The organism is Mesorhizobium sp. CO1-1-8 (genome assembly GCF_020164875.1).
Classification (GTDB): domain Bacteria; phylum Pseudomonadota; class Alphaproteobacteria; order Rhizobiales; family Rhizobiaceae; genus Mesorhizobium.
This window is the reverse complement of sequence record NZ_JAIUGZ010000001.1, coordinates 186122-209532: the sequence shown is the minus strand read 5'-3', so window position 1 is coordinate 209532 and position 23411 is coordinate 186122. Positions and strand designations below refer to the sequence as shown.

The window sequence follows — 23411 nt, the reverse complement described above, 5'->3', positions numbered from 1 at the left end:
TTGACGTGACGATATCGATGTATGAGGCATCCGTGCCGGTCTTTTCAGCCAGGCTGAAAGCGCTTTCCAATGTGCTTGCGACCGCGGAACAGAATGCGCTTGACCGCAATATAGACCCGCAGGTTTTTCTGACGGCGCGGCTGGCGCCAGACATGTTCGCCTTGACCAGGCAGGTGCAGATCGCCACCGATCATGCCAAGGGCGCGCCGTCACGGCTCGCCGGGCGCGAAGTGCCGAAATACGACGACAATGAGGCGAGTTTTGCCGATATCCAGGCTCGCATCACGAAGACGCTCGACCTTCTCGCGACATTTTCCGCTGCCGAGTTCGACGGCTCCGACGACAAGATCATCGAGCTGAAGCTTGGCGGACGGGAAAGTTCGATGTCCGGCCTGCAGTATCTGCTGCATGTGGCCATGCCCAATTTCTATTTCCATCTCACCACCGCCTACGACATCCTTCGCCACAACGGCGTGCCGTTGGGCAAGGCGACGTTCCTGGGATCGCGCTAAGGAATTGGTTTTTGGAGATGTCCCGGACCGATCCGGGACATCCTGAACACCGGGTGTAGCTAGCGAACGGACATTTCGCGGGCGATGCGGGGGAAGTCGGCCGGCTTGATCCCGATGTCGGCGCGGTCGGCATTGCTCATCGAATGAAGCAGCGCGAGCGCCGAGCGGTATCTCAGGTGTTCCTGCGGCCGAGGCCGGGCGAACATTTCAGCGAAGAAACCCATGATTCAAGCCCCAAATTGGTCCTCCACAGCCGCCAATATAGGTGAATCGTGACAATTGTGCAGTGCAGCATTTGCATACCTGCCATGTCTTGGTGAATTTTTTTCGCTATTTTCTGCAACCGGATGAAACTTTTGGCCGACGCGCATCGTAGCCTCGAATGCTGGCTACGTGGCCGGTTTTTCCTCGACGGCTAAAGTCGTTACGATCGGTGCCATGCATTTTTAACGAGCCGGTTCTATGCTTCGATACCCGAATGGTCGGGCGAGGGGGAGGCTGACATCGCTACTGGCGCCAAGCGGGATTTCGCTTCGTTGCTCGACGACCTCTTCATCGCCCCCGATAAGAATGGCGAGGGCGAAGAGGCCGGCGCTCGCCCATCCATCCCGTTCGACTATCTCTCGGTGGCCGATGAACTCCATTCCGGCCGCATCAGGGTTTCCGCTGCCGAATATCGCGAGGCGGGCACGGATTTGGCGACTGAATTCGCCGCCTTGCTCGATCATGCCAAGCTGGCTCTCTCCGGCGAAGAGCCAAAGCCCGAGGAGAAACTGCCGCCGATCGATCCCGAAGCCATCGCCGTCGAACTCGGCCTCAATCAGCCCAAGCAGGTCGCCGATTTCGGTCGCATGCGCCGCAGCTTTGCCTTTGCCAACCATCCCGACCGCGTCGCCCCGCATCTGCGCCAGCGCGCCATGATCCGCATGCAAGTGGCCAACATGCTGATCGACGAGGCCAAGCGCCGTGCACTGGCCGGTGCTCGCCGCTAACGCCACTGGTTCACGCAAAAGTCGATCTGCCGAGGCTTGGAGAGCGCCTCTGCTTTCCCTATAGATGCGGCTTCCTCCCGCGCAGTCGCGCCAGCCTTCCTCCGGAGCCGAATTCCATGCACAAACGCCGTCTCGGTCGGACCGATCTTCTTGTGACCCAGATCTGCCTGGGCTCCATGACTTGGGGCCAGCAGAACACCGAGGCCGAAGGCCACGCCCAGATGGACTTGGCTTTCTCGCGCGGCGTCAATTTCATCGACACCGCCGAGCTCTATCCGATCCCGCCCAAGGCGGAGACGCAAGGGCGGACCGAAAAGATCATCGGCAGCTGGATGAAAGCCAAGGGCAACCGCGACAAGGTGATCCTGGCCTCGAAGGTCGTCGGCCGCACGGCCAACAGCTGGTTTCGCGGCGACAGGCCATCGCAACTGGTGCGCGCCGATATCTTTGATGCCATCGACAAGTCGCTGGCCAAGCTCGGCACCGACTATATCGACCTCTACCAGATCCATTGGCCGGAACGGGACATTCCCTGGGGCGCCAACCCAACGCGCGTCGGCGCCCTATCGCCACGCGCCGATTCTGTCGGCGCGCCGGCCGACGAAACGCCGGTCGCCGAGACGCTTGCCGTGTTCGATGAGTTGGTGAAGGCGGGAAAGATCCGCCATTTCGGCCTGTCAAACGAGAGTTCCTGGGGCGTGATGCGCTTCCTTGCGGAGGCTGACAAAGGGATCGGTCCGCGCGTCGCGTCGATCCAGAACGCCTACAATCTCGTCAACCGCACCTTTGAAGTGAACCTCGCCGAGGTCTGCGAGCGCGAGCAAGTGTCGCTGCTGCCCTATTCGCCGCTGGCACAGGGCTATCTCACCGGCAAGTACGACCACGGCGCGCGGCCTCAGGGCTCGCGCACGCAGTTGTTCAATCGCGGCCAGCGCTACGAGACGCCAGGTGCCGCCGAAGCACAACTTGAATACAATGAGCTGGCGCGCTCCTTTGGCCTGGAGCCGGCATTGTTTGCCAATGCCTATGTCTCGAGCCGGCCGTTCGTAACCTCCAACATCGTCGGCGCAACGACGCTTTCGCAGCTCGACATGGCGCTGTCTTCTGTCGACGTCACCTGGACCGACGAAATGCAGAAGGCAGTGGATGCGATCCACCAGCGGGTCGGCAATCCCTGTCCTTGATTGGCCTGGAATGATCCAGAAATGACAAAAGGGTGGAGACAATGGTGAATTTTCCGATCGAGGCTATCCGGGGAAAATTTCCCGCTCTCTCCCTGACCGACAAGGGTCGCCGCCGCATTTATCTCGACAACCCTGCCGGCACGCAGGTGCCACAGGCAGTGGCGGACGCGGTGTCGCGTTGTCTCTTGACTACCAACGCCAACCTTGGCGGCTATTTCGAAACGACGATTGCGGCGCAAGTTGTCGTCGACGAGGCGCATCAGGCGATGGCCGATTTCCTCGGCGCCGCAAGCCCCGAGGAAATCATCATCGGCGCCAACATGACGACGCTGACCTATCACATGTCACGCACACTCGGCCGCACGATGCAGCCCGGCGACGAGATCATCCTCACCCGCATGGACCATGAAGGCAACGTATCGCCCTGGCTGCAGCTGGCCGAGGACCTCGGCCTCGTCGTACGCTGGCTACCTTTCGATGAAAAGAGCTGGCAGGTCGAAGAGGCGACGCTGGCTGCTCTGCTTTCAGACAAGACACGGCTCGTCGCGTTGAACTACGCCAGCAATTTGACCGGCTCGATCAACCGGGTGAAGGCGCTGACTGCGATAGCCAGGAATGCCGGCTCGCTTGTCTATGTCGATGCCGTCCAATTCGCGCCTCACGGCCTGATCGACGTGCAGGAGCTCGGTTGCGATTTCCTGATCTGCTCGGCCTACAAATTCTTCGGTCCGCATATGGGCATTTTGTGGGGTCGGCGTGACGTCATCGACGGCCTGAAACCCTACAAATGCCGCTGCTCGTCCAATGGTCTGCCGGAGCGGTTCGAACTCGGCACACCGCAGATCGAGCTGATGGCCGGTCTCACCGCCGCGGTCGATTACTTTGCCGACCTTGGCGCGGCAGCGGGCGAGGGCGGTTCAAGAAGGCCGAAGATTGCCAGAGCGTTCGAAGTCTCGATCGCCTATGAAAACCCGCTGGCGCAACAGCTGATCGACGGCCTCTCCGACATCTCAGGTCTGACGATCCATGGCATCACCGATCCGAAGCGGCTTGGCGAGCGTGTGCCGACGGTTTCCTTCACCGTCGACGGCATTGTGCCGGAAACGATCGTTCGGCAGATGAACGCCGAGAACATCTTCCTGTGGTCGGGGCACAATTACGCCTGGGAGATCGTCCACCAGCTCGGCATTCCGGCCGAGCATGGCGTCGTGCGCATCGGCATTGCCCACTACAACACGACAGCCGAAATCGACGAGACGCTGGAGAGCGTGCATCGGGTCATCGCCATGCTCAGGCAGCAACGCTCCTGACGCTGGCATTCACCGCGTCTTGCCGCCGAAGCCGGTGAGGAACGCAGTGAGATTGTCGCCGAGTTCGTCGCAGAGGTAGCCGCCCTCCTGGACGATGACCGTCGGCAGGCCGAGCTTTGCGATGGCCTCGCCGATGCGCGAGAAGCCAGGCGTCGTCACCGAAAGTCCGCCGAACGGATCGCCCTCGAACGCGTCGAGGCCGAGCGCCACGACCAGCGCGTCCGGCGAAAAGGCACGGATGCGCTGGAACGCCACATCGAGCGCTTCGAGAAACGCCGCGTCGGCGGATTTGCGCGGCAAAGGCAGGTTGAAATTATAGCCGAGGCCCGGCCCTTCGCCGCGCTCGTCGGCATGGCCCCAGAAGAACGGATAGAAGCGCACGGGATCGGCATGCACCGAGACGGTCAGCACATCCGGCCGTGCATAGAAGATGCCCTGCGTGCCGTTGCCGTGATGGAGGTCGACATCGAGGATCGCCACACGCGAAGCCTGTTTGCGCAGAACCTGAGCTGCGACCGCGGAGTTGTTGATGAAGCAGAAGCCGCCGGCGACATCGGCAAACGCATGGTGGCCGGGCGGGCGGCACAGCGCATAGGCGGTCGGGGCGCCTGACATTACAGTCTCGGCCGCATCGACCGCGCTCCAGGCGCTCCACAGCGCGCTCTGCCATGTTTCGCCCGAGATCGGGCAAGCCGTGTCGGCCATGTGATAGCCGGCCTGGCCGACCGCCGAGGCAGGATAGGAACCATTGCGCGCAATCGGATGGATGTTGGGAATCACTTCAGCCGATGCGCCTTCGATGCGCTGCCAGCGCGTGTAGATATGCTCGAGGAAATCCAGATATTCCGGCGTGTGCACCGCCGCGACCGGGCCGAGCCCATGATTGCGAGGCCGCTCGATCGTGCAACCCGCCGATAATGCGCCGGCTAACAATCTCTCGACGCGCTCCGGCTTTTCCGGATTGGGTTGTGCTGCGCCGCTCGAAAGGAAGGCCTTGGGGTCGTGGCGCTTCTGTTCCTCGGCATAGAAGGCTTTCATTCCTGCTCCCCGTTTTCCGGTGCGTCGGCGAAGGCAAAGAACGCCTCGCCGATGATTTTCTGGGTCTGTTCGTAGCTCGACCAGGCGATGCCCAGCCTCTCGTAGAAAGCCTTGGCACTTTCATTGTCGGTGTCGACGGATAGCCTGAGATAGACGCCGCCTTCCTGCCGGCACTGTGCCGCAACGTGCCGCAGCAGCCGTTCGCCGATCTTGCGGCCGCGAAAGCGGTCCTCGACATAGAGGTCCTGCACATAGACGCCGGGCCGTCCCATCCAGGTCGAAAAGATCGGAAAATGCAGGCACAGGCCGGCAAATTCGCCGCCGACCTCGGCGATCAGGGTGGAGAAGGCGGGCTTTTCGCCAAAGCCGTAAGTGCGCAGATCATCTGCTGTCGAAATGATCTCCTCGGGCGCACCGATGTGCGTGCCGAGTTTCAGGATCGCGGCGTGGATGGTTTCGACGTCTTCGATCCGTCCGGGGCGTATCAGCACGTCATTGGCTGTTGGATTCATCACGGTCGTGTCTCAAAACGCCACCCGGTCGCCGCCCTTGAGGGCCAGCATGTCGCGCGCTTCGGTTGGCGTTGCAACCTCCAGCGACAGCCCTTCGAGAATGCCACGGATGCGACGCACCTGATCGGCATTGGATTTCGCCAGCTGTCGGCCATCGTAGAGGCTGTCTTCCAGCCCGACACGGACATTGCCGCCCATGGCCGCGGCGATCGAGATCAGCGGCATCTGCTGGCGGCCGGCGGCCAGCACCGAGAACTGGTAGCTGTCGCCGAACAATTTGTCGGCGATCCGCTTCATGTGGACGAGATTGTCCGGGTCGGCGCCGATGCCGCCCAATATGCCCAGCACGAACTGGATGAACAATGGCCCCGACACCAGCCCCCGGTCGCGGAAATGCGCCAGCGAATAGAGATGGCCGACATCGTAGCATTCGAATTCGAAGCGCGTGCCGCACCCCTTGCCCAGCCTCTCAAGCACCCCCTCCATGTCGGCAAAGGTGTTCTTGAAGATGGTGTCGCGCGTCGCTTCGAGCAGCTTGGGTTCCCACTCGTGCTGCCATTCCCGTGGCTTGTCGAGCATCGGAAACAGCGCGAAATTCATCGACCCCATGTTGAGCGAGCACATTTCGGGCTCGGCACGCAAAGGGGCTGCTAGCCGCTGGTCCAGCGTCATCAGCGATGAGCCGCCGGTGGTGATGTTGATCACCGCATCGGTCGCCTGTTTGATGCGCGGCAGGAACTGCATGTAGACGTCCGGATCGGCGGTCGGGCGGCCATCTCTGGGGTCACGGGCGTGCAGATGCAGGATCGAAGCGCCGGCTTCTGCCGCGGCGACCGCCTCAGTGGCGATCTGGTCCGGCGTCACCGGCAGATAGGGCGACATTGACGGCGTGTGCACCGAGCCGGTGACGGCGCAGGTGATGATGACTTTTCGCGAGGCCATGCGTTTACCCTTCGACCGGCAGGTCGAGCTCGGAGGCGAGAACGTCCAGCGAGTCGCCGATGATGGAGACGATCTCGCCGACCTGCTCCCTGGTAACGATCATCGGCGGCGCAACCATGAAATTGTCGCCATCGATGCCGCCCTTGACCCTGCGACCATAGATGATCAGCCCGCGCTCATAGGCGAGGTCGAGCAGCCGCTGCGTGGCTTTCTTGTTCTGGTCGATCGGCCGGAGCGTCTCGGGATCGGCAACCATCTGGGCGCCGGTCAGCAGGCCCTTGCCGCGCACGTCGGCGATGAACGGAAACCGCTTCGCCAGCCCCTTCAGCCCGTCCATCAGCGCGTCACCCATGGCAGTCGCATTGGCGATCAGGTCGAGCCGGTCCATTTCACCGAGCACGGCAAGGCCGGCGGCGCAGGCCAGCGGGTTGCCGGCATAGGTATGGCCGTGCTGGAAGCCACCCGAGTCGAGCAGCGGTTGCACCAGCCGCATCGATGCGGCGAGCGCGCCAAGCGGCGCATAGCCCGAACCCAGTCCCTTGGACAGCGCGACGATGTCGGGCTTGCAGTTCCAGTGGTCGCCGCCGAGGAATTTGCCGGTGCGGCCGGCACCGCTCATCACTTCGTCATGGATGAGCAGGATGCCGTAGCGGTCGCAGATCTCGCGGATGCGCGCATAGTAGCTGTCGGGCGCTACCAGCGCCGCGGTCGCCGCACCCCCGATCGGCTCCATGATGAAGGCCACCACGCTCTCGGGGCCTTCGGCCAGGATCTTCTCCTCCAGCATGTCGGCATAGCGGATGCCGCGCTGTTCCATCGAAAGATTGTCGCGGTCGCGCCAGGCATTCGGCGCCGGCACGGTCGGCATCACCCGCATCATCGGCTCGAACGTTTCGGCCAGCGCATCGTCGCCGGTGATCGAGAGCGAACCCAGCGTGCCGCCATGATAGGAGGGGAAGCGCGTGATCACCTTCCAGCGGCTGGCCTGGCCGGTGGCGACCGCCCATTGCCGCGCCAGCTTGATGCAGGATTCCGCCGCTTCCGAGCCGCCCGAGACGAAGAAGATGCGGTCCATGCCTTCCGGCAGCTTGCCGGCGAGTTCCCGCGCCAGCTCCTCCGCCGGTTCGTTTTCGAAATGCAACCGGTAGGCAAAGGTGGCGCGGTCCATCTGCCGCTTCATGGCATCCAGCACGTTGCGGTTGGAATGGCCGATATTGGCGACCATCGGGCCGCTCGAGCCGTCGATGAAGCGGCGGCCGTCCTGCGTCCACATATAGATGCCCTCGGCGCGGTCGATCAGCGGCCGGCGCAGGCTGGACAGATAGAACAGATGCGACTCTCGCCGGGCGTCAGTGTCTTGCGTGGAGGTCTGGACTTTCGACATGTCAGGGCTTTCCGAGATAACGATCGAGGACATTTTTTGTGACGCGCTCGACCATCGGGTCTTGTCTTAGCAGGCCGGCGACCCATTCGCAGCTTCCGGCGTGGAACACCTCGCCCTTGCCACGTGGGAAATTGACGATCATGCCGTTACCGCGTTTGACCTTTTCCAGATTGGCGTCGCTCGCCTCGCCGAACAGCGTTTCGGCGGTGAAGCGGCCATCCTCGTCGGTGAGGAACTGGTCCTCGATCGGGATATCGGCGCTTTCCTCGACCTGGGATGCCATGCCGACTGCGAGAACCTGCAGGCCATCAGGCGCGCCGCTATCGGGCGTGGGGTAGGGCAGGCCGCCGCGTATCTCGAACTCGAGCCCGTCGACCTCGTAGCCATACACATGGCTGTCGGCGCCCAGCAGGTCGCCATAGTAGATGCCAGTGCCGGCAAAGGCCCAGTGCTCGGGCCGGTAGACCGGAAAGCCACGCACGCCGCGTGGTGCGCATCCGCCCCAGCCGGCATAGAGGCCGCGGGTCGCATTGAGCCCGAAGGTCGCCGAACCCGGCCGGCCGATTTCCGGTGCTTCCCAGGAATTGGTGGCGCGGGTGACGTCACCGCCTGGAAGATAGGCCGGGTCTTCGGCACGCGAGCGATATTTGTAACAGACCTGCCGGCGGCCCTCGTCCTCGAGCCGTGTCTGCCACATGAAATTGCCGGCAAAGCGCGCCGCATGGCCGCCGCGCTCGACATATCCGTCGACGGCATCGCGCATCTCCCAGGTCCAGTATTCGTCATGGCCGACGAAGACGGCGCAGTCGTAGCCGTCGAGTATCTCAGGTGAGAGATGCAGATCGTGCTGGCTGGCGAGATCGACTTGATAGCCGGCCCGCTCAGTGAAGCGGAAGAAGTGGCTGTCATAACTGGCCCAGCCGGACGAAGCGTATTTCTTCGAATGGCCGGTGGCGAGCGCCCACTCCATATGCGGATAGCGCGGCACGGTCTTGGGCGGCACTGCGACTTCCAGCGGCACGCGCGGCGCATCCTTCGGCAGCACGACGAAGCCGCGGCACCAGGGACGCTGCGTCGACACGATGGGCGAATACTGGTTGCGGTCCGGCCCGGTAATGCCCTGGTAGTGGTTGGAACCGCCCCAGGTGTTGTAGGCCAGCCATGTTCCGGTCGCCGCCACCTGCAGCACACGGCCGGGCATCTTGCCGGGCAGGGGCGCCACGATGAACAGATGGTGGGATTGGATCGGCTTGCCGTCGCGGCCGTCGGCGGTCAGCGTCACCCGATAGGCTCCGGACGACCAATCGTTGCCGACACGGAATTCGAACGAGGCTTCCCAACCGCAGCCTTCAGCCGAACATTGGTCCGGACTTTCTTGCCAGCGCGCCGCGATGCCCGATTTCTCGAACACTTTGGTTTCGCTGCCGCCATCCCGGGTGATTGTCATGCCGAACGTCGGAGCTGTCGAACTGACATGCAACGCCACCGTTTCGCCGGCGCGATAGGAAAATCGGTCGCTGTAGCACCAGATCTCGCCGCGCTCGCCATCCATGCCAGGCCATTCGTAATAGTGGCCTCGCACCGCGTGCCGGCGCTGCTCCGGCGTCAGTCCGAAATCGGGGAATTCCGTGTTTGGTCTGGTCATGGTCATACTCAGGCGGAAAGATATTTCTTGAGGAAGCTGCGCGTGCGTTCCCTCTGCGGCGCGCGGAACATGTCGGCAGGCGGGCCTTCCTCGACGACAACGCCGCCATCCATGAACAGCACCCTGTCGGCCACTTCGCCGGCAAAGCGCATCTCATGCGTTACGATGAGCATGGTCATGTGTTCGGCGGCAAGCTGTTTCATCACCGCGTTGACCTCGTCGACCAGCTCCGGGTCGAGCGCCGAGGTGGCTTCGTCAAACAGCATCACCTTGGGCTGCATCGCCAGCGCACGGGCAATCGCCACACGCTGCTTCTGGCCGCCCGAAAGTCGCGAGGGATAGGCGTCGATCTTGTCGGCGAGCCCGACCTTGGACAAGAGGCTATGCGCCAGCGCATGCGCATCGCTCTTGGCCATGCCTTTGAGGATGATCGGTCCCATGGAAATGTTCTCGAACACGGTCAGATGCGGGAACAGATTGAAGTGCTGAAACACCATACCCATCTGCTGGCGCACCTTGTTGATGTGCCGCTCGAAAGCCTGGCCGTGCAAGGGCTGGTTGACTTGCACGCCATCGAGCCAGACTTCTCCGCTGTTCAGGGATTCCAGATGGTTGATGGAGCGCAGCAGCGTGCTCTTGCCGGAGCCGCTCGGACCGATGATCGCGACGATCTGCCCGCGGTCGACCGACAGATCGATACCCCTCAGGACCTCGACGGCGCCGAACGATTTGCGCGCGCCGCGAACCTCGACCATTGGCCGCTGCGTGCTCATCGGGAAGCCTCCACATGTCTTTCGAACAGGCGCAAGGCCGCCTCGAGCACAAGGTTGAGAATGTAGTAGAGCGCCGCTGCCGTGATGTAGAACTCGAACGGGCGGAACGTTTCGCTGATCGCCAATTGGGCCGAATGGACCAACTCGGCGATGCCGATGACCGAAACGATCGAGGATTCCTTCAACAGCGCGATCAGATTGCCGCCGATCGGCGGCGCGGTGTTGCGGATGGCTTGCGGGATCACGACATGGCGCAGCGTCTGCCATTTGCCAAAGCCGATGCTGCGCGCGCCCTCCGTCTGGCCGACATCGACGGCCACGATGCCGGCGCGGATGATGTCGGCGTTGTAGACTGCAAAATGCAGGCCAAGTCCGACAATGCCGGCGGCAAGGGCAGGGATGTCGATGCCGATCTGCACCAGGCCGAAATAGATCAGGAACAGTTGCAACAGCAGCGGCGTGCCCATGAACACCCACATAAAGGCGCGCACGGGATAGGCGACGATGTTCGGAGCGTAGAGCACGATGACCGCGAACAGAATGCCGCCGACGAAGCTGAGCGCGCCCGCCGAAACGGTCAGCACCGCGGTCCACCAGGCGCCGATCAGCAGAAGATCCCAGTACGGCGCGACGACGGTGAAATCCAAACCTTGCATCGTGCTCTCCGGTCAGACGATGGCAAAGCGTTTGTCGAGCAGGTCGACTACCCGCGCCACCGCGTAGACCATGATCATGTAGAGCAGGGCTGCAACGCCGAATATCTCGAACGGCTTGTAGGTAGAGCCGATGAAGCGCTGGGCGGTGTAGGTCAGTTCGACCACCGAAATGGTCGACACCAGTGCGGACCCCTTCAGCAAAGCGACCGTATTGACCCCGAGCGGGCGGATCATCAGCCGTGCGGCCTGCGGCAGCACGACCTTTCGCAAGGTCTGGAAACGGCTGAAGCCGATCGTGCGGGCAGCCTCGGTCTGGCCCCGATCGACCGCCACAAGAGCGCCACGGATCGATTCCGCCATATAGGCGCCAATGTTGAGGCCAAGGCCGATGACGCCGGCGGTGAACGGCTCCAGATTGATGCCGATCTGCGGGCCGCCGAAATAGAGCACGAAGAGCTGGATCAGGCACGGCGTACCGCGAAACAGGCTGACATAGAGCGTGCCGATGGTCCGCAGGATTGCCGACCTCGACATCTTGGCGGCCGCGGCCAATGAAGCAGCCGCCAGACCCAGGATAAGAGCCAGCACCGTGATCTCGATCGTCACCAAAGCGGCTTCCACGAAGAACGGGAAGACACGCTGCATCAAGGATAAGTCCATGAAACGGCCCAGCAGGAGTGAGGCCCGGCCTCAGACGGCTTTAGCCGCCTGAAGCCGGGAGGGATCAACGGATGTCACTGCCGACCCATTTCGTCGAGATCTTTTCGTAGCTGCCGTCGGCCAGCATGTCGTCCAGAGCCTTCTGCATGGCAGCCTTCAACTCCGGATTGTCCTTGCGGATGGCGATGCCTATGGCCACAGCGCCGCCTTCGATATCGGGCGTGTTGAGCTGGCGGACCTTTTCGCCCGTCTCCTTGACGGCAATCTTGACCGGAATGTTGTCGACGACGATGGCATCGACGCGGCCGGCCCTCAGCTCCAGCAGCAATTCCGGCAGGCCCTTGTAGGTGCGGATGTCCCAGCCACCCTTTTCGCGCGCCCATTTCTCGTGCGTTTCGCCCAGCGTCACGCCGATGGTCTTGCCCTTGAGGTCGTCGAGGCTCTGCACCTTGGACGCCTCGTTGACGAAGACCGCGCGGCCGGCATGGTAGTAAGGTCCGACGAAATCGACCACTTTTTCGCGCTCGGGTGTGATCGTCATCGAGCCGACGACAGCGTCGTATTTGTTGGCGAGCAGCCCGGCGATGATGCCGTCCCAGGCAGTGGTGATGACGGTGCCCTTGACGCCGATGCGCTCGGCGATGGCCTTGCCGATATCGGCATCGAAGCCGACGACTTCGTTCTGGTCGTTGACGAAGTTGAAGGGCGGATATTGACCGCTCATGGAAATCTTCAGCTCGCCCGCCGCCTTGATCTTCTCGAGGTCGTCGGCCCTGGCCGAAACGGCCGTGAAGGTCGACGCAAGCAGCAGGGCCGCAATGGCGATGCCGGAAAATGCTCTGTTCATCTGACTTCCTGTCCTCTGGATGGCGCACAAGGTTTGTTCTTGGGAGGCGTGCAGACGCTTTCCTGTCATCAATGATTGCCTTTGCGGTATCATTGCGCAAATAGATAATGGGAATAGGGAGCATAGATATCAGGAATGGCTTTGCCGCGCCCCGAACGGCTGGTTTGGGATCTGGACTGGAACCTTCTGCGGACGTTCGTCGTCATCGCGGAAGTGAAAAGTATCACGCGCGCTGCCGAGCGGCTGAACCTCAAGCAGCCCAGCGTCAGCAATGCGCTGCGGCGGCTGGAAGACCGGGTCGGCCGACGGCTGGTCGAGCGCGATGCAACACGCTTCGAATTAACCGAGGTCGGGAGGCTTCTCTACGAGCAGAGCGTCGAGGTGTTCGGCACCATATCGCAGTTGCCGCTGTTGATGCGCGGCATCAGCGACGACGTCACCGGTCACGTGATGATCGCGACGGCGAGCCATGTCGTCTCGCCATTGTTCGATCAGGCGCTGGCGGAATTCCACCGCAACTACCCGCGCGCCAGCATCACCATTTCGGTCGCGGCAAGCACCGAAGTCGCCAAGCAGGTCAGGGAGCGGCGTGCCTCCTTCGGCATCTGCCTGGTCAGCCAGCGCGATCCGGCGCTGGAATATGCGATGGTCTACCGCGAGTTCTTCGGCTTCTTCTGCGGTCCGCAGCACAGGCTCTACGGGCGAGCCGGATTGACGCTGGCCGATCTGCGCGATCAACCTTCGGTATCGTTCCAGACCGACCATATTTCGGACGCGTTGCGGCCGGTCGCGCTGCTACGCAGCGAAGCCCGGCTGAACGCCGATGTCGTCGGCGTGTCCTCCAGCCTGGAAGAAGTGCGGCGCATGATCGTTGCCGGGCTCGGCATCGGCCCGCTGCCGCTGCACGTCGCGCGGCGCGATGTGGCGGACGGAACGCTGTGGCGGCTGCCGCCCTACGACGCGCCGCCGGCGATTGACATCTTCCTGCTGGTCAATCCCGACAAGGCGATGAACCGCGCCGAGAAGGCGCTGCTGTCGGGGCTGCAGACGTTGATCGCCGAGACACCGCTCGACGACCGCATCTACCAAGGCTGATCGGCCGAGACAGGCCTATTCGATCAGCAAGGCGGCTGCGCGGTTTCGCATCGGCTCGTCCAGCGCCACCGAGGTGCGCGCGGCGAGGTCGAAGCGCACGCTGGTCGTCCGGCTCGATGCCCGGACGATGCCGTCGAGCGAGCCCGACATCACCTGTTCGAAGGTGATGGAGGTGCGGCCGATCTTCACGACATGCGAGCGGATGGTGATGAGCGCACCGGCTTTTGTTTCATGGCGATAGTCGATTTCGGTGCGCACATCGGCCCATCCGATTTGCGATGCCTGGTTATCGTCCTGTCCGGCGATATGGCCGAGAAGCTGGAAGCTGGCATCGTCGAACATCGCCGCGTAGTGACGCACATTCACGTGCCCCATCACGTCGCACATCCAGGGATGAGCGACGCCGACAAAGGTGACGAGAGATTTGCTCATGGGGATTTGCTCCGTGGCCCTCGACGATCACGCAGACGCAATATCGAAACGCGCGACGACAGGCAAACGGTCTGCTGTCCCTGGCATCTTCGAACCGAGAATGGCGTTCGGGCTTGGTATTCGTTAGCCGCGCCCTTGGCCGGCTCCATCAAACGGACTATCTCAGGGGAGGCGGCGTTTCCGCCACGGGGGTCGGCATGCTCAGAGTGCAAAAGGTCAAGGTCGACGAGATCTACGTGCCGACAGCGCGCAAGAAGACGCTGCATCCGGAGACCGTCCGCCATCTGGCCGAGGACATCCTGGAAAACGGCATGAAGACGCCGATCCAGGTCCGCCATGACGGCAAGCGCCACATCCTTGTCGAAGGCCTGCACCGGCTGGAAGCGGCAAAGTGGCTCGGCGAGACCGAGATCGAGGCCTATCTGGTGCAAGCCAAGCGCCACTGACACGTCGACAGAACATCCAGTTTCTCGATCAGATATGCTGCTTTGACAAGCCGAATGCCTCGGCGTTTGGCGGAAACGCGCCCATCGCTTCGCCATCCATGGGTCTGCGCCGCATCGCTGCGCTCCTGCTTCGCCGTGGATGAGGAAGGTTGATGACGCCTAGGGCCAATCTACGGTGTCGACATTTTTTGCGGCCGGTGTCGGTTTGCGGCTCATCGGCTCGTCCTTGGGACGGAAGCCAGATCAAACGCAGGATGCCATCATGACCACCAAGCTCGACATCGCCCCCACCAACGACCGTGAACTGGTTCTCGCCCGCATCATCGATGCGCCGCGCGAAAACGTCTATCGCTGCTGGACCGATCCGAAACTGATCACGCAATGGTTCTCGCCAAAGCCGTGGACGACGCCGCGCGCCGAGATGGATGTGCGCGCCGGCGGCTCGAGCCTTGTCGTCATGGCTGGCCCGGACGGCAACGAGTTCCCCAACCCAGGTGTCTTCCTCGAAGTTGTTCCCGGCAGGAAGATCGTCTTCACCGACGCCTACACAGAGGCTTGGCAGCCTTCGGAAAAGCCGTTCATGACCGTCGCGCTGACCTTCGAGGACGAGGGCAACGGCAAGACCCGCTACATCGCTCGGGTCAGGCACTGGAGCGTCGCCGACCGCGAACAGCATGAGAAGATGGGGTTCCATGAGGGTTGGGGACAGTGCGCCGATCAGCTCGAAGAACTCGCCAAAACGCTTTGATCCGCATGACGCTTTGATATCGACAGGTGAGGAGATCGATATGTTCAAAACCCTGTTTTTCGCAATTTTTGCTTCGGCCGCAGCACTGCTTGCCTGCCCGGGCACCACCAATGCAGAGGAGACAAAACCTGCCATGACGACTGAAACGAACGCACCGCCGAAGCCGGAAAAGTCCGGCCTGCTGCCGATCGACGGCCTGAATTATTATTATGCAATCTATGGCAAGGGCGAGCCCCTGCTTCTGCTGCATGGCGGCCTTGGCACCACGGATATGTTCGCGCCGATCCTGCCGAAACTTGCCGAAAACCGCACCGTCGTTGGCGTCGACCTGCAGGGTCACGGCCGCACCGCGCTGGGTGACCGACCATTCACCGTGGAGGCGATGGGCGACGACATGGCCGCCATCGTCAAGGCGCTCGGCTATGACAAGGTCGATGTCATGGGCTATTCGCTGGGCGGCGGCGTCGCCTTCCGCATGGCCGTCCAGCATCCCGAAGCGGTGCGCCGCCTCGTCCTGGTATCGACCGGCTACGCCACGGACGGCTTCTATGACGAGATGCGTCCGCAGCAGGCACAGGTGAGCGCGGCCGCGGCTGAGTTCATGAAGGACACGCCGATGTACAAATCCTACGTCGCGGTGGCGCCGCATCCGGAGGAGTTCCCGAAGCTCCTCGATGCGCTGGGCGGCTTCATGCGTCAGAACCGCGACTACTCGGCCGACGTCGCCAAGCTGAAGATGCCTGTCATGCTGGTCTATGGCGACAGCGATATGTACAAGCCCGAACACGAGATCAAGTTCTATCAGATGCTCGGCGGCGGGCTGAAGGACGCCGGCTGGATGCGCGAGAACCTGTCGCAGAACCGCCTGGCGATCCTGCCCAACCGCACCCACTACGATACCTTCTTCGCGCCGGAGCTGACGGCCGCGGCGCTGCCGTTCCTCAACGGCCAGACCAAGGTCAAGACCTGGGACGAGGTCGTCGGCGAAACGGAGTGAATGCCAAAGCCCGCCGGCTGTTGGCGGGGAGCCGGCACTCCGTGGAGGCCATGACGGCTTTCGGCGTCATGGCTCACCCCACTCGCATCAGCATAAGCGATGACGTTGCATCAAAGCTTTTCAATTGACCCAATCGGCCCCGCCGATACCCTGCGCGCCTATTCTCTCCCACCAGCGGATCCAGACAATGGCAAGATATGAGGGCGGATGCCTGTGCAAGGCGGTGCGCTACCGCGCGGACGCGGCCCCCATCAACGAACGCGTCTGCCACTGCCGGGTTTGCCAGAAGGCGATCGGCGCCGCCTTCAACGCACGCGTCCTGTTTCGCATCGACGACGTGATGATCGACGGGCCGCTGGCGACTATAAACTCTTCGCCGGATCTCAAGCGCGGCTTTTGCCCGAGCTGCGGCACGACGATGTTTTCCCGGCGCGATTCCGCTGGTATCATCGGCATCACCACCGGTTCGCTCGACGATCCCACGGTTTTCAAGCCGCAAATGCATATTTTCACGGCCTCGAAGCAGCCCTGGCTGGTGCTTGATGACGGCCTGCCGAAATACGAAGGCGCCCCTCCGCCAGGCTAATTTTTCCCTTCTCCCCTTGTTGTGGAAGAAAGTGGATCGACACGCAGCGCCAAGGGCGGGGGGAAGAGCGCAAGCATGGCCAAAATTTAATCCAAATCAACACGAGATAGCCGGCAAAGCGTCATTGGCGAGCCATCTTTGTCGTCCTATTTAAGGGTCGCGGGTACGGCATTCGAGGAGACGACGGATGAACGACAGCATCAGCACCCTGGACGAGCTTTTGAGCGATCCGATGGTCCTGCTTGTGATGGAGCGCGATCGTGTGCGTCCCGAACAGGTGCGCATGCTGCTCGAACGGGCTCGCAGGCCTTCGACGGATGAGCCCGAAGTGCCGCCGGCGCATGTGATCGCCAGGACATGCCAGAAACTCTGGCTCTGCCCGTAGTCGCTTTGCGATTTTCCCTGTGTCCTCAAGCCGGCCCCAAGGTGGGCCGGTTTCGAACGGCGTGCACCTCGGCGCGCCAGCTTACAAATCCGTAAATTGATTATCCGGCCCATGACGATAAGGCTTGCCCGGGATTGACCGATGGTCGGTCCACGCAACTCCGATCTCTCATGCACGGAATTCGATTTTGGCCGATATCTGCACACAAGGCCTGGATACGGGCTTCGTCGGCCTGGGGTTCGCCAAGGTGGCGTTCCTCGGCGTGGTGCAAGGCATCACCGAACTGCTGCCAATTTCCTCGACCGCCCATATGCGCATCGTGCCGGCCGTGCTCGGCTGGCAGGATCCTGGCTCGGCCTTCTCCGCCGCCATGCAGCTCGCGGCCCTTGCCGCGGTGGTCAGCTATTTCTGGAGCGACGTCAGGGACATCCTGTTTGGGTCGCTCGACGCACTGGCGCGACGCGATTTCGCCGACCGGCATTTCAAGGTGGCGCTCTGGATCGTGCTGGCGACGATCCCCATCGTCATTGCCGGCGTTGCCCTGTCGGGCCTGCTCAATGCCTGCAATTCGCCGCTACGCAGCCTGACGGTGATCGGCTGGGCCTGCATCGCAATGGCGATCCTGCTGGCGCTGGCCGAGATCTTTGCCCGTCACCGGCGCAACATGGGCGATGCGTCGCTGACCGATGCGCTGCTCGTCGGTATCGCCCAGATCGGCGCGCTTGTCCCCGGCGTCTCGCGCTCGGGCTCGACCCTGACGGCGGCACTGGGGCTCGGCTTCAAGCGGGCCGAGGCGGCGCGCTTCTCGTTCCTGCTCGGGTTGCCGGCGATTGCACTCGCCGGCCTCAAGGAACTCTGGGAACTGCATAAGGTCCATCTCGACGCCCATGGCTGGTCGGTCCTTGCCGTCGGGCTGGTCGTCGCCTCGATTTCCGCCTTCTTCGCCATATGGGGGCTGATGCACGTGCTGGAGCGTTTCTCGGCCTGGCCGTTCGTCATCTATCGCGGCCTGCTCGGTGTCGTTCTGCTGCTGGGCGTGGCAATGGGATGGCTCGTCTAAGGCAGTCCACAGTATCGCTTGAAACGGGCTATATCCGTACCAGACCTCAACTTCGATTCCGGTACGCACATGGATTTTTTGACCCTCCTGCAATCACTGCCGTTGCTGCTGGCGTTGGCCAAGGGCGCACTGCCGTCGGTGGCGGCATTTGGCATGGGATTTGGCCAGTGGGCCGCTTCACTGCCGCCCTGCCGGGACTTCACCTTCGAGGCGACCAGCTATCTCGTTTGCGAGGTCGATCCGAAACGATATCAGGTCGAGCTGTTCTGGAAGGATGCGGCGGGCAAGCCGTTTCAGTCGCTGCACAATCTGCATGCCGCGCAACAGGCGATCGGGCGCACGATGTTGTTCGGCATCAATGCCGGCATGTATCACCCGAACCTCGCGCCGGTCGGTCTCTATGTCGAGCGTGGCCAGGAGATGGCCTCGGCGAAAACGGGAACGGGAAGCGGCAATTTTTCCCTGCAGCCGAACGGCATCTTCTACATGCGCGACGGTAAGGCCGCGGTTCGTGCCACTCGGGATTTCGTGAAAAGGCGCCCGACCGTCGACTATGCGACGCAATCGGGGCCGATGCTGGTGATCGACGGCAAGCTGCATCCGAAATTCCAGGCTGACGGCACTTCGCGGAAAACCCGCGACGGTGTCGGGGTGCGAAAGGACGGCGTCGCGGTCTTTGCGATTTCGAACGGCACGGTGACCTTCCATGCCTTCGCCCGGCTTTTCCGCGACGCGCTCGGCTGCGACAACGCGCTGTTCCTCGACGGCACGATATCAAGCTTGTTTGCGCCTGCCATCGGCCGCAAAGACGACTACTGGAATCTCGGCCCGATGATCGGCGTTTTCAGAAAATCCTAGCCGGTTTCCATCGCGCTTACCCGCACGGCGGTATGGGCGAAAAAAGATTGATTCAAACTTTATTGGTAATTTCTCATTCATAACTGATCCGGTTTGTCCGTCGGCTGTCGTTTTGCCCTCGGTCTGTTGTGTTTTGAGTACAGGTCCAGATGCGGATTCCGGGCGTCGTCAGTTTTTTGATAGCATCGCTATGCCTTGCCGGCTGCTCGTCGACGGCCGGCGTCGATGCGCTGGATTTGCAGAAACCGTCCAACGAGACCACCAGTTCCGTGATCCGGCCGCCGGCACCGATCGCCGCTGCTCCGGCGGCAAGGGGTAACAGGGCGGCAAGGGCCGGATTGGGTCCCATGTCTGACAACGGTCCGGGGGAAAAAACGCGCCCGTTCGGCTTGGCGGAGGAGGAAGAGACGGGGGTGTTTGCCGCGCCCGACGTACCTGACCCCCAAGTGCCTGATGTCGGCGGGCTGCCGGTCGAGCCGGCAGCCTTGGTGTCGCCGCCTAAGCTGTTGACCCGCGCGGCACCGGCCATGCTTGCCGGGCCGCTCACCCGTTACGGTTTTCGCGACGCCAAGCCGATCAATTTCGGCAAGGCTTCGCCTCGCCGCCTTGCAGTGCACGGCGTCGATGTCTCGCGTTGGCAAGGCAACGTCAACTGGGACAAATTGCGCGCCCAGGGCGCCAACTTCGCCTACATCAAGGCGACCGACGGTGGCGACCACCTCGATCCGATGTTCATGAAAAACTGGCGCAACGCCGACGCCGCCGGCTTGAAGCGCGGCGCCTACCATTTCTTCTACTGGTGCCGCACGGCGGGCGAGCAGGCGGACTGGTTCATCCGCAACGTGCCCAGGGTCGAAGGCGCGCTGCCGCCGGTGATCGACGTCGAGTGGAATGGCGAGTCCAGCTGCAAGCGGCGGCCGTCGCGCGAAAAGGTGCTGGAAAAGATGCAGGTGTTCATGGACAGGCTGGAGCGCCATTACGGCCAGCGGCCCATCATCTATACCGCGCCCGATTTCTACCGCGACAATCTCAGGGGCGAATTCCTCGACTATCCGTTCTGGCTGCGTGCCGTGGCCCAGCATCCGTCAAAGGTCTATCCCGGCCGCAAATGGCTGTTCTGGCAGTATTCCGGCTCTGGCCTGTCGCACGGCGTCACCGGCCGCATAGACCTCAATGTCTTCCATGGCGACGAACGGCAATGGCGCGCCTGGGCCGGCGGCCGGCAGACGGTAGCCGACGCCAACTGAGACGGTCGTCAGTCCCGGCGCACTTCGCTCTGCCTGATGTCCGCGGTCTGGCCCAGCACCAGTCTCGGAACACCTTGATCTTCGGTGTATTGCGGCGGCTTTCCAGGTGCGCCAGCCAATAGCCGTCGCCGTCCGAGCCGAGGACTTCGAATGGCTGTATCAGTTGACCCTTTGCCAGCAAGGCACTGTAGATGTTGCGGGTGAGAATTATCGGACTGCTCGATGGACACGCTTCCTTCGGCAGCATTCGCTGAGCAAAGTGTCAGGCTCTTTGACCAACATGGACGCATGGGAGGAAAAGATGGGTGTGTCATCGGAGGCTCTGGCACAGGGCCGTCAAACGATCAGCGCTTACGAGAATTATGCGGAACAATACGATGCCATCGTGCGCCATGTTCCCAACGAGAGGGAGCAGGCGTCGCTGAAGCGCCTTGTGGCGATCGCGGGCACAGGCGGTCGGATTCTGGAAGTCGGGTCGGGACCGGGATACGATGCGGACTTTCTGGAGAATTTGGGCGCCAAGGTTCGGCGCACTGACGCGACCAAGCGGTTTCTCGAGTTGCAGGCCGCGCGTGGCAAGCATGCCGAGTTGCTCGATCTCATCACCGATGATCTCGGCGGCCCGTACGACGCAGTCCTGGCCCTATGCGTCCTCATCCACGTGCCTCGCGGCCAGACCGACCAGGTGCTTGCCAAGATCGCCGGGTCGCTGCGGCCGGGCGGCGCCTTCCTCGTCTCGATGCGCAATGGCGACGGCGAGACATCAGGCGAATATCACACGGTCTACTGGCGCAGGGACGACTTCGCGGCCCGTCTCGAAGGCGCCGGGCTGGTCCTTATCAGGGACGATTTCAACGTCGGCCGCAATAGCGAAGAATGGAACACGTTCCTGGCCGTGAAGCCTGCATGACGCGGAGTGGGCTGTTGCCGTTTGCGCTGCTCAGCCTTTTTAGATTTGCGAAAATAGAAGACATTGCCGCGGCCATGCTGTCTACGTGCAGGTTCCTGCACTCCTGGGGGGAGACGAGTTGGAACTCAAGATCATGCTTGTCGGCTTTGCCTGCGTGGTCGCGGGCGCGCTGTCGTTCATCACCTTCATAAAATGGCGAGAGGTGAAGGCACTCAGCCGCTGGCTGCCGACACCGGGAAAGATCATCTCGTCGCGCGTCGAAGCCCGTGAAGTGAGACGCTCTGGCGTTGGCTCGGACAGCACCGACACCACCGAAATGCGCAATTTTCCGGCGATCACCTTTGAATACAAGGTTGGCGGCAAGAAATTTCAAAGCTCGCGCTACAGTGTGAAGGAGAATTTGGGGAATTTCGAAGTCAAGGAGACGCTTGCGCAGTTTCCTCGCGGCGCGGAAGTGACCGTGTTCTACAATCCCGTGGATCCGAGCAAAGCCGTGATCGAGCGCACCCTGCCGGACGGCGCCTTCAAGTTCATGGTCCAGCTTTCGGCCGGACTGGTGGTCGGCGCGCTGATACTGGTGTTTTCCGTCGGTGGTCTGCTGGAGGCGATCGGCCCGCATCTGCCCAAGCCGCAGAACCTCGGCGCCGGGGCGCTGCTGCTGTTCATGGGCCTGTTCATTCTGCGCATGGGCTTCGCCCAGAAATCGTTGGCCGAGCAGGCGGCAAAATGGCCGGTCACCGCCGGCCGCATCGACGCCTCGGGCCTGCAGGCGCTCAAAAGCCATTCAGGCTATCGACGCTGGCGCACGGTCTTCAAATCCCGCATCGTCTACTCCTATGGCGTCGACGGCCAGCACTACAGCGCCGATCGTGTGACCTTCGGCGGAACAGTGACGGCTTCGCTGCCCGGCCTCGTCGGCGGCCAGGCACGGCAGTATGTCGAAGGCAGCAAGGTCGACGTCCACTACGACCCCGCCAACCCCGGCTCGGCGGTGCTCGAATGCCGGGTGCGCGGGCTCTGGCTGCTGTGGGTCTATTCGGCTGGCTTTCTCGGCGGCGCCGCGTTTCTGGTCGGGCTGCTCTGAGGCGCCGGACGCCTTCAGCAATGGACGAGCGGTCCGCTGTCGAAGCCAGGCCAGGTGAACCGCAGCGTGGCGCCATGCCTGACGATATGGATGACGCGCGTGAACGGTTCCTCGAGCGACGGGTCCGACCCGTAGCACTGGCTTGCATGCACCACCCAGCCGGTCGGGCTTTTGCGAAACGTCGCGTGCTCACAGCCGAACTCGGGAAGCGAAAGCGACGCCTGATCCACGGTGAACACAGTTTCGCGCTGGACGTCGGCGGCCGCACTGCAGTTCAGCCTGTCGCTGGACCATGCCCCTACATAGGGCGCCGCAGCCGATGCCGTGCCGCCCGCGAATGCAGACATTGCCATCACCATTGCCAAACGCCGCATCACCAGGCTTTCTCCTTCGGCCATTACGCTTGACCATACAGACTGTCGGGGTCGGCACAGGATAAGTTTTCGTCCAGGAGCAGACAAACGCAGCCGTTCCGGATTCCGCTTATGATTTCGCGCGGATGATGCGACTGTGCGGCCCCAGGGCAACGCTTTCCCAGAGACATCCAATGATCACCCGCACACTGGCCATCGTTGTCCTCGGTTTGCTCGGGCCCATGCAGGCCGCCGACGCAAAAGAATGCCTTCTCAGCCACGCCACCTATCGCGAGCCGCGCTCGGGCGCCGTCATGCAATTTCGGCCGCTCGCCAACGAGCCGGCGGCGCTGACGGCGCAGGTGTTTTCACTGAGTGTGCCCAACACCGACGCAAGCCTGCCGGCCGACATCACCTGGACCAACGGCAGGAATTCGTTTCCGCTCGGCACCATCCGCCACACCTGCACCGACGACGACCGCGAAGCGGGCCTGCAGGACGGCAGCGGACTGTGCAGACTATGGGAGGGCCAGGTCTATGCCTTGACCGGCGGTGGCGCCGAGCAGTTGAATTCGCGCGAAGCGACACCGGCGCCGACAGGGCTGCTCTTGCCGGGTTTCGGCGTGGCCTTTACCGAAGGAGCCGACTTCGCCAATGCCAATCCAGACGGCTCCGCATGGGATGCCTTTACCTTGACAGGATGCAGCGATGAATAGGATGCGATCGATCGTCTGGGCCAGCGCCCTGCTTGCATC

At 62.3% G+C, this 23411-nt stretch carries 28 protein-coding genes; 16 read left to right on the top strand and 12 right to left on the bottom strand.

The features are described 5' to 3' along the window. The first annotated feature begins 5 nt into the window (after positions 1 to 5). Positions 6 to 512, top strand: a complete 507-nt coding sequence (locus LB558_RS01050; protein WP_224695737.1) for a DUF1993 family protein — start codon at positions 6 to 8, stop codon at positions 510 to 512. Positions 513 to 571: 59 nt separating this feature from the next. Here the strand turns inward: LB558_RS01050 and LB558_RS01045 are convergent, their stop codons facing one another. Beyond that, on the bottom strand, positions 572 to 736 hold the full coding sequence (locus tag LB558_RS01045; RefSeq protein ID WP_224695736.1) for a hypothetical protein: 165 nt from the start codon (positions 734 to 736) through the stop codon (positions 572 to 574). A gap of 312 nt (positions 737 to 1048) precedes the next feature. Between LB558_RS01045 and LB558_RS01040 the strand changes: the two genes are divergently transcribed. The 3 genes from LB558_RS01040 (at position 1049) to LB558_RS01030 (ending at position 3998) form a co-directional block, all read left to right on the top strand. Next, positions 1049 to 1504, top strand: a complete 456-nt coding sequence (locus LB558_RS01040; RefSeq protein ID WP_224695735.1) for a hypothetical protein — start codon at positions 1049 to 1051, stop codon at positions 1502 to 1504. Between the two features lie 116 nt (positions 1505 to 1620). Further along, entirely contained in the window at positions 1621 to 2688 is a 1068-nt protein-coding gene (locus tag LB558_RS01035) for an aldo/keto reductase (protein ID WP_224695733.1), read from the top strand. A 41-nt stretch (positions 2689 to 2729) separates the two neighbouring features. Next, positions 2730 to 3998 (top strand): cysteine desulfurase-like protein, encoded by a 1269-nt coding sequence (locus LB558_RS01030; protein ID WP_224695731.1) that lies wholly within the window; start codon positions 2730 to 2732, stop codon positions 3996 to 3998. Between the two features lie 9 nt (positions 3999 to 4007). Here LB558_RS01030 and LB558_RS01025 read toward each other — a convergent pair whose 3' ends face one another. From LB558_RS01025 to LB558_RS00985, 9 genes are all read right to left on the bottom strand, one after another. After that, positions 4008 to 5036 (bottom strand): histone deacetylase family protein, encoded by a 1029-nt coding sequence (locus LB558_RS01025; RefSeq protein WP_224695730.1) that lies wholly within the window; start codon positions 5034 to 5036, stop codon positions 4008 to 4010. After that, positions 5033 to 5548: a GNAT family N-acetyltransferase gene (locus LB558_RS01020; RefSeq protein ID WP_224696208.1), complete on the bottom strand. Its 516-nt coding sequence runs from the start codon at positions 5546 to 5548 to the stop codon at positions 5033 to 5035. The genes LB558_RS01025 and LB558_RS01020 overlap by 4 nt, the downstream gene beginning before the upstream one ends. Positions 5549 to 5560: 12 nt before the next feature. Then, the gene (locus LB558_RS01015) at positions 5561 to 6490 is read right to left on the bottom strand and encodes a 3-keto-5-aminohexanoate cleavage protein (protein WP_224695729.1); all 930 of its coding nucleotides are present in this window, start codon (positions 6488 to 6490) and stop codon (positions 5561 to 5563) included. Positions 6491 to 6494: 4 nt separating this feature from the next. Continuing rightward, entirely contained in the window at positions 6495 to 7874 is a 1380-nt protein-coding gene (locus LB558_RS01010) for an aspartate aminotransferase family protein (protein ID WP_224695727.1), read from the bottom strand. 1 nt (position 7875) lies between these two features. After that, positions 7876 to 9519: a N,N-dimethylformamidase beta subunit family domain-containing protein gene (locus LB558_RS01005; RefSeq protein ID WP_224695725.1), complete on the bottom strand. Its 1644-nt coding sequence runs from the start codon at positions 9517 to 9519 to the stop codon at positions 7876 to 7878. An 8-nt stretch (positions 9520 to 9527) separates the two neighbouring features. Continuing rightward, a complete protein-coding gene (locus tag LB558_RS01000) occupies positions 9528 to 10292 on the bottom strand; it encodes an amino acid ABC transporter ATP-binding protein (protein WP_318011599.1) in 765 nt (254 codons plus the stop codon). Beyond that, a complete protein-coding gene (locus LB558_RS00995; protein ID WP_224695724.1) occupies positions 10289 to 10948 on the bottom strand; it encodes an amino acid ABC transporter permease in 660 nt (219 codons plus the stop codon). Before LB558_RS00995 ends, LB558_RS01000 begins: the two co-directional genes overlap by 4 nt. 12 nt (positions 10949 to 10960) lie before the next feature. Continuing rightward, positions 10961 to 11608 carry an amino acid ABC transporter permease gene (locus LB558_RS00990; RefSeq protein WP_224695721.1) on the bottom strand — a complete coding sequence of 216 codons (648 nt, stop codon included), beginning with the start codon at positions 11606 to 11608 and terminating at the stop codon, positions 10961 to 10963. 64 nt (positions 11609 to 11672) lie between these two features. Continuing rightward, complete coding sequence (locus LB558_RS00985) at positions 11673 to 12455, bottom strand: ABC transporter substrate-binding protein (RefSeq protein ID WP_224695719.1); 783 nt, start codon at positions 12453 to 12455, stop codon at positions 11673 to 11675. Positions 12456 to 12590: 135 nt separating this feature from the next. Between LB558_RS00985 and LB558_RS00980 the strand changes: the two genes are divergently transcribed. Then, positions 12591 to 13550, top strand: a complete 960-nt coding sequence (locus LB558_RS00980) for a LysR family transcriptional regulator (protein WP_224695718.1) — start codon at positions 12591 to 12593, stop codon at positions 13548 to 13550. A 15-nt stretch (positions 13551 to 13565) separates the two neighbouring features. Here LB558_RS00980 and LB558_RS00975 read toward each other — a convergent pair whose 3' ends face one another. Then, on the bottom strand, positions 13566 to 13982 hold the full coding sequence (locus LB558_RS00975; RefSeq protein ID WP_224695717.1) for an acyl-CoA thioesterase: 417 nt from the start codon (positions 13980 to 13982) through the stop codon (positions 13566 to 13568). 197 nt (positions 13983 to 14179) lie between these two features. Here LB558_RS00975 and LB558_RS00970 point away from each other — a divergent pair, with 197 nt between their 5' ends. From LB558_RS00970 to LB558_RS00915, 10 genes are all read left to right on the top strand, one after another. Next, positions 14180 to 14428, top strand: coding sequence for a ParB N-terminal domain-containing protein (locus tag LB558_RS00970; protein WP_013532091.1), 249 nt, complete (start codon positions 14180 to 14182; stop codon positions 14426 to 14428). A gap of 262 nt (positions 14429 to 14690) precedes the next feature. Further along, positions 14691 to 15176: an SRPBCC family protein gene (locus tag LB558_RS00965; RefSeq protein WP_224695715.1), complete on the top strand. Its 486-nt coding sequence runs from the start codon at positions 14691 to 14693 to the stop codon at positions 15174 to 15176. 40 nt (positions 15177 to 15216) lie between these two features. Continuing rightward, on the top strand, positions 15217 to 16173 hold the full coding sequence (locus tag LB558_RS00960; protein ID WP_224695714.1) for an alpha/beta fold hydrolase: 957 nt from the start codon (positions 15217 to 15219) through the stop codon (positions 16171 to 16173). A gap of 187 nt (positions 16174 to 16360) precedes the next feature. After that, positions 16361 to 16759: a GFA family protein gene (locus tag LB558_RS00955; protein ID WP_224695712.1), complete on the top strand. Its 399-nt coding sequence runs from the start codon at positions 16361 to 16363 to the stop codon at positions 16757 to 16759. Positions 16760 to 16946: 187 nt separating this feature from the next. Further along, the gene (locus tag LB558_RS00950) at positions 16947 to 17144 is read left to right on the top strand and encodes a hypothetical protein (RefSeq protein WP_013532087.1); all 198 of its coding nucleotides are present in this window, start codon (positions 16947 to 16949) and stop codon (positions 17142 to 17144) included. A gap of 187 nt (positions 17145 to 17331) precedes the next feature. Then, on the top strand, positions 17332 to 18204 hold the full coding sequence (locus tag LB558_RS00945; protein WP_127259726.1) for an undecaprenyl-diphosphate phosphatase: 873 nt from the start codon (positions 17332 to 17334) through the stop codon (positions 18202 to 18204). Between the two features lie 69 nt (positions 18205 to 18273). Next, positions 18274 to 19062 (top strand): phosphodiester glycosidase family protein, encoded by a 789-nt coding sequence (locus LB558_RS00940; RefSeq protein WP_224695711.1) that lies wholly within the window; start codon positions 18274 to 18276, stop codon positions 19060 to 19062. Positions 19063 to 19211: 149 nt separating this feature from the next. Beyond that, a complete protein-coding gene (locus LB558_RS00930) occupies positions 19212 to 20309 on the top strand; it encodes a GH25 family lysozyme (protein ID WP_412033426.1) in 1098 nt (365 codons plus the stop codon). 301 nt (positions 20310 to 20610) lie between these two features. Continuing rightward, on the top strand, positions 20611 to 21219 hold the full coding sequence (locus LB558_RS00920) for a class I SAM-dependent DNA methyltransferase (RefSeq protein WP_224695705.1): 609 nt from the start codon (positions 20611 to 20613) through the stop codon (positions 21217 to 21219). Positions 21220 to 21337: 118 nt separating this feature from the next. Continuing rightward, positions 21338 to 22303 carry a DUF3592 domain-containing protein gene (locus LB558_RS00915; RefSeq protein ID WP_224695704.1) on the top strand — a complete coding sequence of 322 codons (966 nt, stop codon included), beginning with the start codon at positions 21338 to 21340 and terminating at the stop codon, positions 22301 to 22303. Between the two features lie 14 nt (positions 22304 to 22317). Here LB558_RS00915 and LB558_RS00910 read toward each other — a convergent pair whose 3' ends face one another. Continuing rightward, the gene (locus LB558_RS00910) at positions 22318 to 22650 is read right to left on the bottom strand and encodes a hypothetical protein (protein ID WP_224695703.1); all 333 of its coding nucleotides are present in this window, start codon (positions 22648 to 22650) and stop codon (positions 22318 to 22320) included. 200 nt (positions 22651 to 22850) lie between these two features. Here LB558_RS00910 and LB558_RS00905 point away from each other — a divergent pair, with 200 nt between their 5' ends. Continuing rightward, a complete protein-coding gene (locus tag LB558_RS00905; protein WP_224695701.1) occupies positions 22851 to 23372 on the top strand; it encodes a hypothetical protein in 522 nt (173 codons plus the stop codon). The last annotated feature ends 39 nt before the right edge of the window (positions 23373 to 23411 follow it).

Excerpts from the sequence above, each read along its gene's own strand:
- LB558_RS01045 (WP_224695736.1), bottom strand. The coding sequence starts at position 736 with ATGGGTTTCTTCGCTGAAATGTTCGCCCGGCCTCGGCCGCAGGAACAC.
- LB558_RS01035 (WP_224695733.1), top strand. The coding sequence starts at position 1,621 with ATGCACAAACGCCGTCTCGGTCGGACCGATCTTCTTGTGACCCAGATC.
- LB558_RS01030 (WP_224695731.1), top strand. The coding sequence starts at position 2,730 with ATGGTGAATTTTCCGATCGAGGCTATCCGGGGAAAATTTCCCGCTCTC.
- LB558_RS01025 (WP_224695730.1), bottom strand. The coding sequence starts at position 5,036 with ATGAAAGCCTTCTATGCCGAGGAACAGAAGCGCCACGACCCCAAGGCC.
- LB558_RS01020 (WP_224696208.1), bottom strand. The coding sequence starts at position 5,548 with ATGAATCCAACAGCCAATGACGTGCTGATACGCCCCGGACGGATCGAA.
- LB558_RS01015 (WP_224695729.1), bottom strand. The coding sequence starts at position 6,490 with ATGGCCTCGCGAAAAGTCATCATCACCTGCGCCGTCACCGGCTCGGTG.
- LB558_RS01010 (WP_224695727.1), bottom strand. The coding sequence starts at position 7,874 with ATGTCGAAAGTCCAGACCTCCACGCAAGACACTGACGCCCGGCGAGAG.
- LB558_RS01005 (WP_224695725.1), bottom strand. The coding sequence starts at position 9,519 with ATGACCAGACCAAACACGGAATTCCCCGATTTCGGACTGACGCCGGAG.
- LB558_RS01000 (WP_318011599.1), bottom strand. The coding sequence starts at position 10,292 with ATGAGCACGCAGCGGCCAATGGTCGAGGTTCGCGGCGCGCGCAAATCG.
- LB558_RS00995 (WP_224695724.1), bottom strand. The coding sequence starts at position 10,948 with ATGCAAGGTTTGGATTTCACCGTCGTCGCGCCGTACTGGGATCTTCTG.
- LB558_RS00990 (WP_224695721.1), bottom strand. The coding sequence starts at position 11,608 with ATGGACTTATCCTTGATGCAGCGTGTCTTCCCGTTCTTCGTGGAAGCC.
- LB558_RS00985 (WP_224695719.1), bottom strand. The coding sequence starts at position 12,455 with ATGAACAGAGCATTTTCCGGCATCGCCATTGCGGCCCTGCTGCTTGCG.
- LB558_RS00980 (WP_224695718.1), top strand. The coding sequence starts at position 12,591 with ATGGCTTTGCCGCGCCCCGAACGGCTGGTTTGGGATCTGGACTGGAAC.
- LB558_RS00975 (WP_224695717.1), bottom strand. The coding sequence starts at position 13,982 with ATGAGCAAATCTCTCGTCACCTTTGTCGGCGTCGCTCATCCCTGGATG.
- LB558_RS00970 (WP_013532091.1), top strand. The coding sequence starts at position 14,180 with ATGCTCAGAGTGCAAAAGGTCAAGGTCGACGAGATCTACGTGCCGACA.
- LB558_RS00965 (WP_224695715.1), top strand. The coding sequence starts at position 14,691 with ATGACCACCAAGCTCGACATCGCCCCCACCAACGACCGTGAACTGGTT.
- LB558_RS00960 (WP_224695714.1), top strand. The coding sequence starts at position 15,217 with ATGTTCAAAACCCTGTTTTTCGCAATTTTTGCTTCGGCCGCAGCACTG.
- LB558_RS00955 (WP_224695712.1), top strand. The coding sequence starts at position 16,361 with ATGGCAAGATATGAGGGCGGATGCCTGTGCAAGGCGGTGCGCTACCGC.
- LB558_RS00950 (WP_013532087.1), top strand. The coding sequence starts at position 16,947 with ATGAACGACAGCATCAGCACCCTGGACGAGCTTTTGAGCGATCCGATG.
- LB558_RS00940 (WP_224695711.1), top strand. The coding sequence starts at position 18,274 with ATGGATTTTTTGACCCTCCTGCAATCACTGCCGTTGCTGCTGGCGTTG.
- LB558_RS00930 (WP_412033426.1), top strand. The coding sequence starts at position 19,212 with ATGCGGATTCCGGGCGTCGTCAGTTTTTTGATAGCATCGCTATGCCTT.
- LB558_RS00920 (WP_224695705.1), top strand. The coding sequence starts at position 20,611 with ATGGGTGTGTCATCGGAGGCTCTGGCACAGGGCCGTCAAACGATCAGC.
- LB558_RS00910 (WP_224695703.1), bottom strand. The coding sequence starts at position 22,650 with ATGTCTGCATTCGCGGGCGGCACGGCATCGGCTGCGGCGCCCTATGTA.
- LB558_RS00905 (WP_224695701.1), top strand. The coding sequence starts at position 22,851 with ATGATCACCCGCACACTGGCCATCGTTGTCCTCGGTTTGCTCGGGCCC.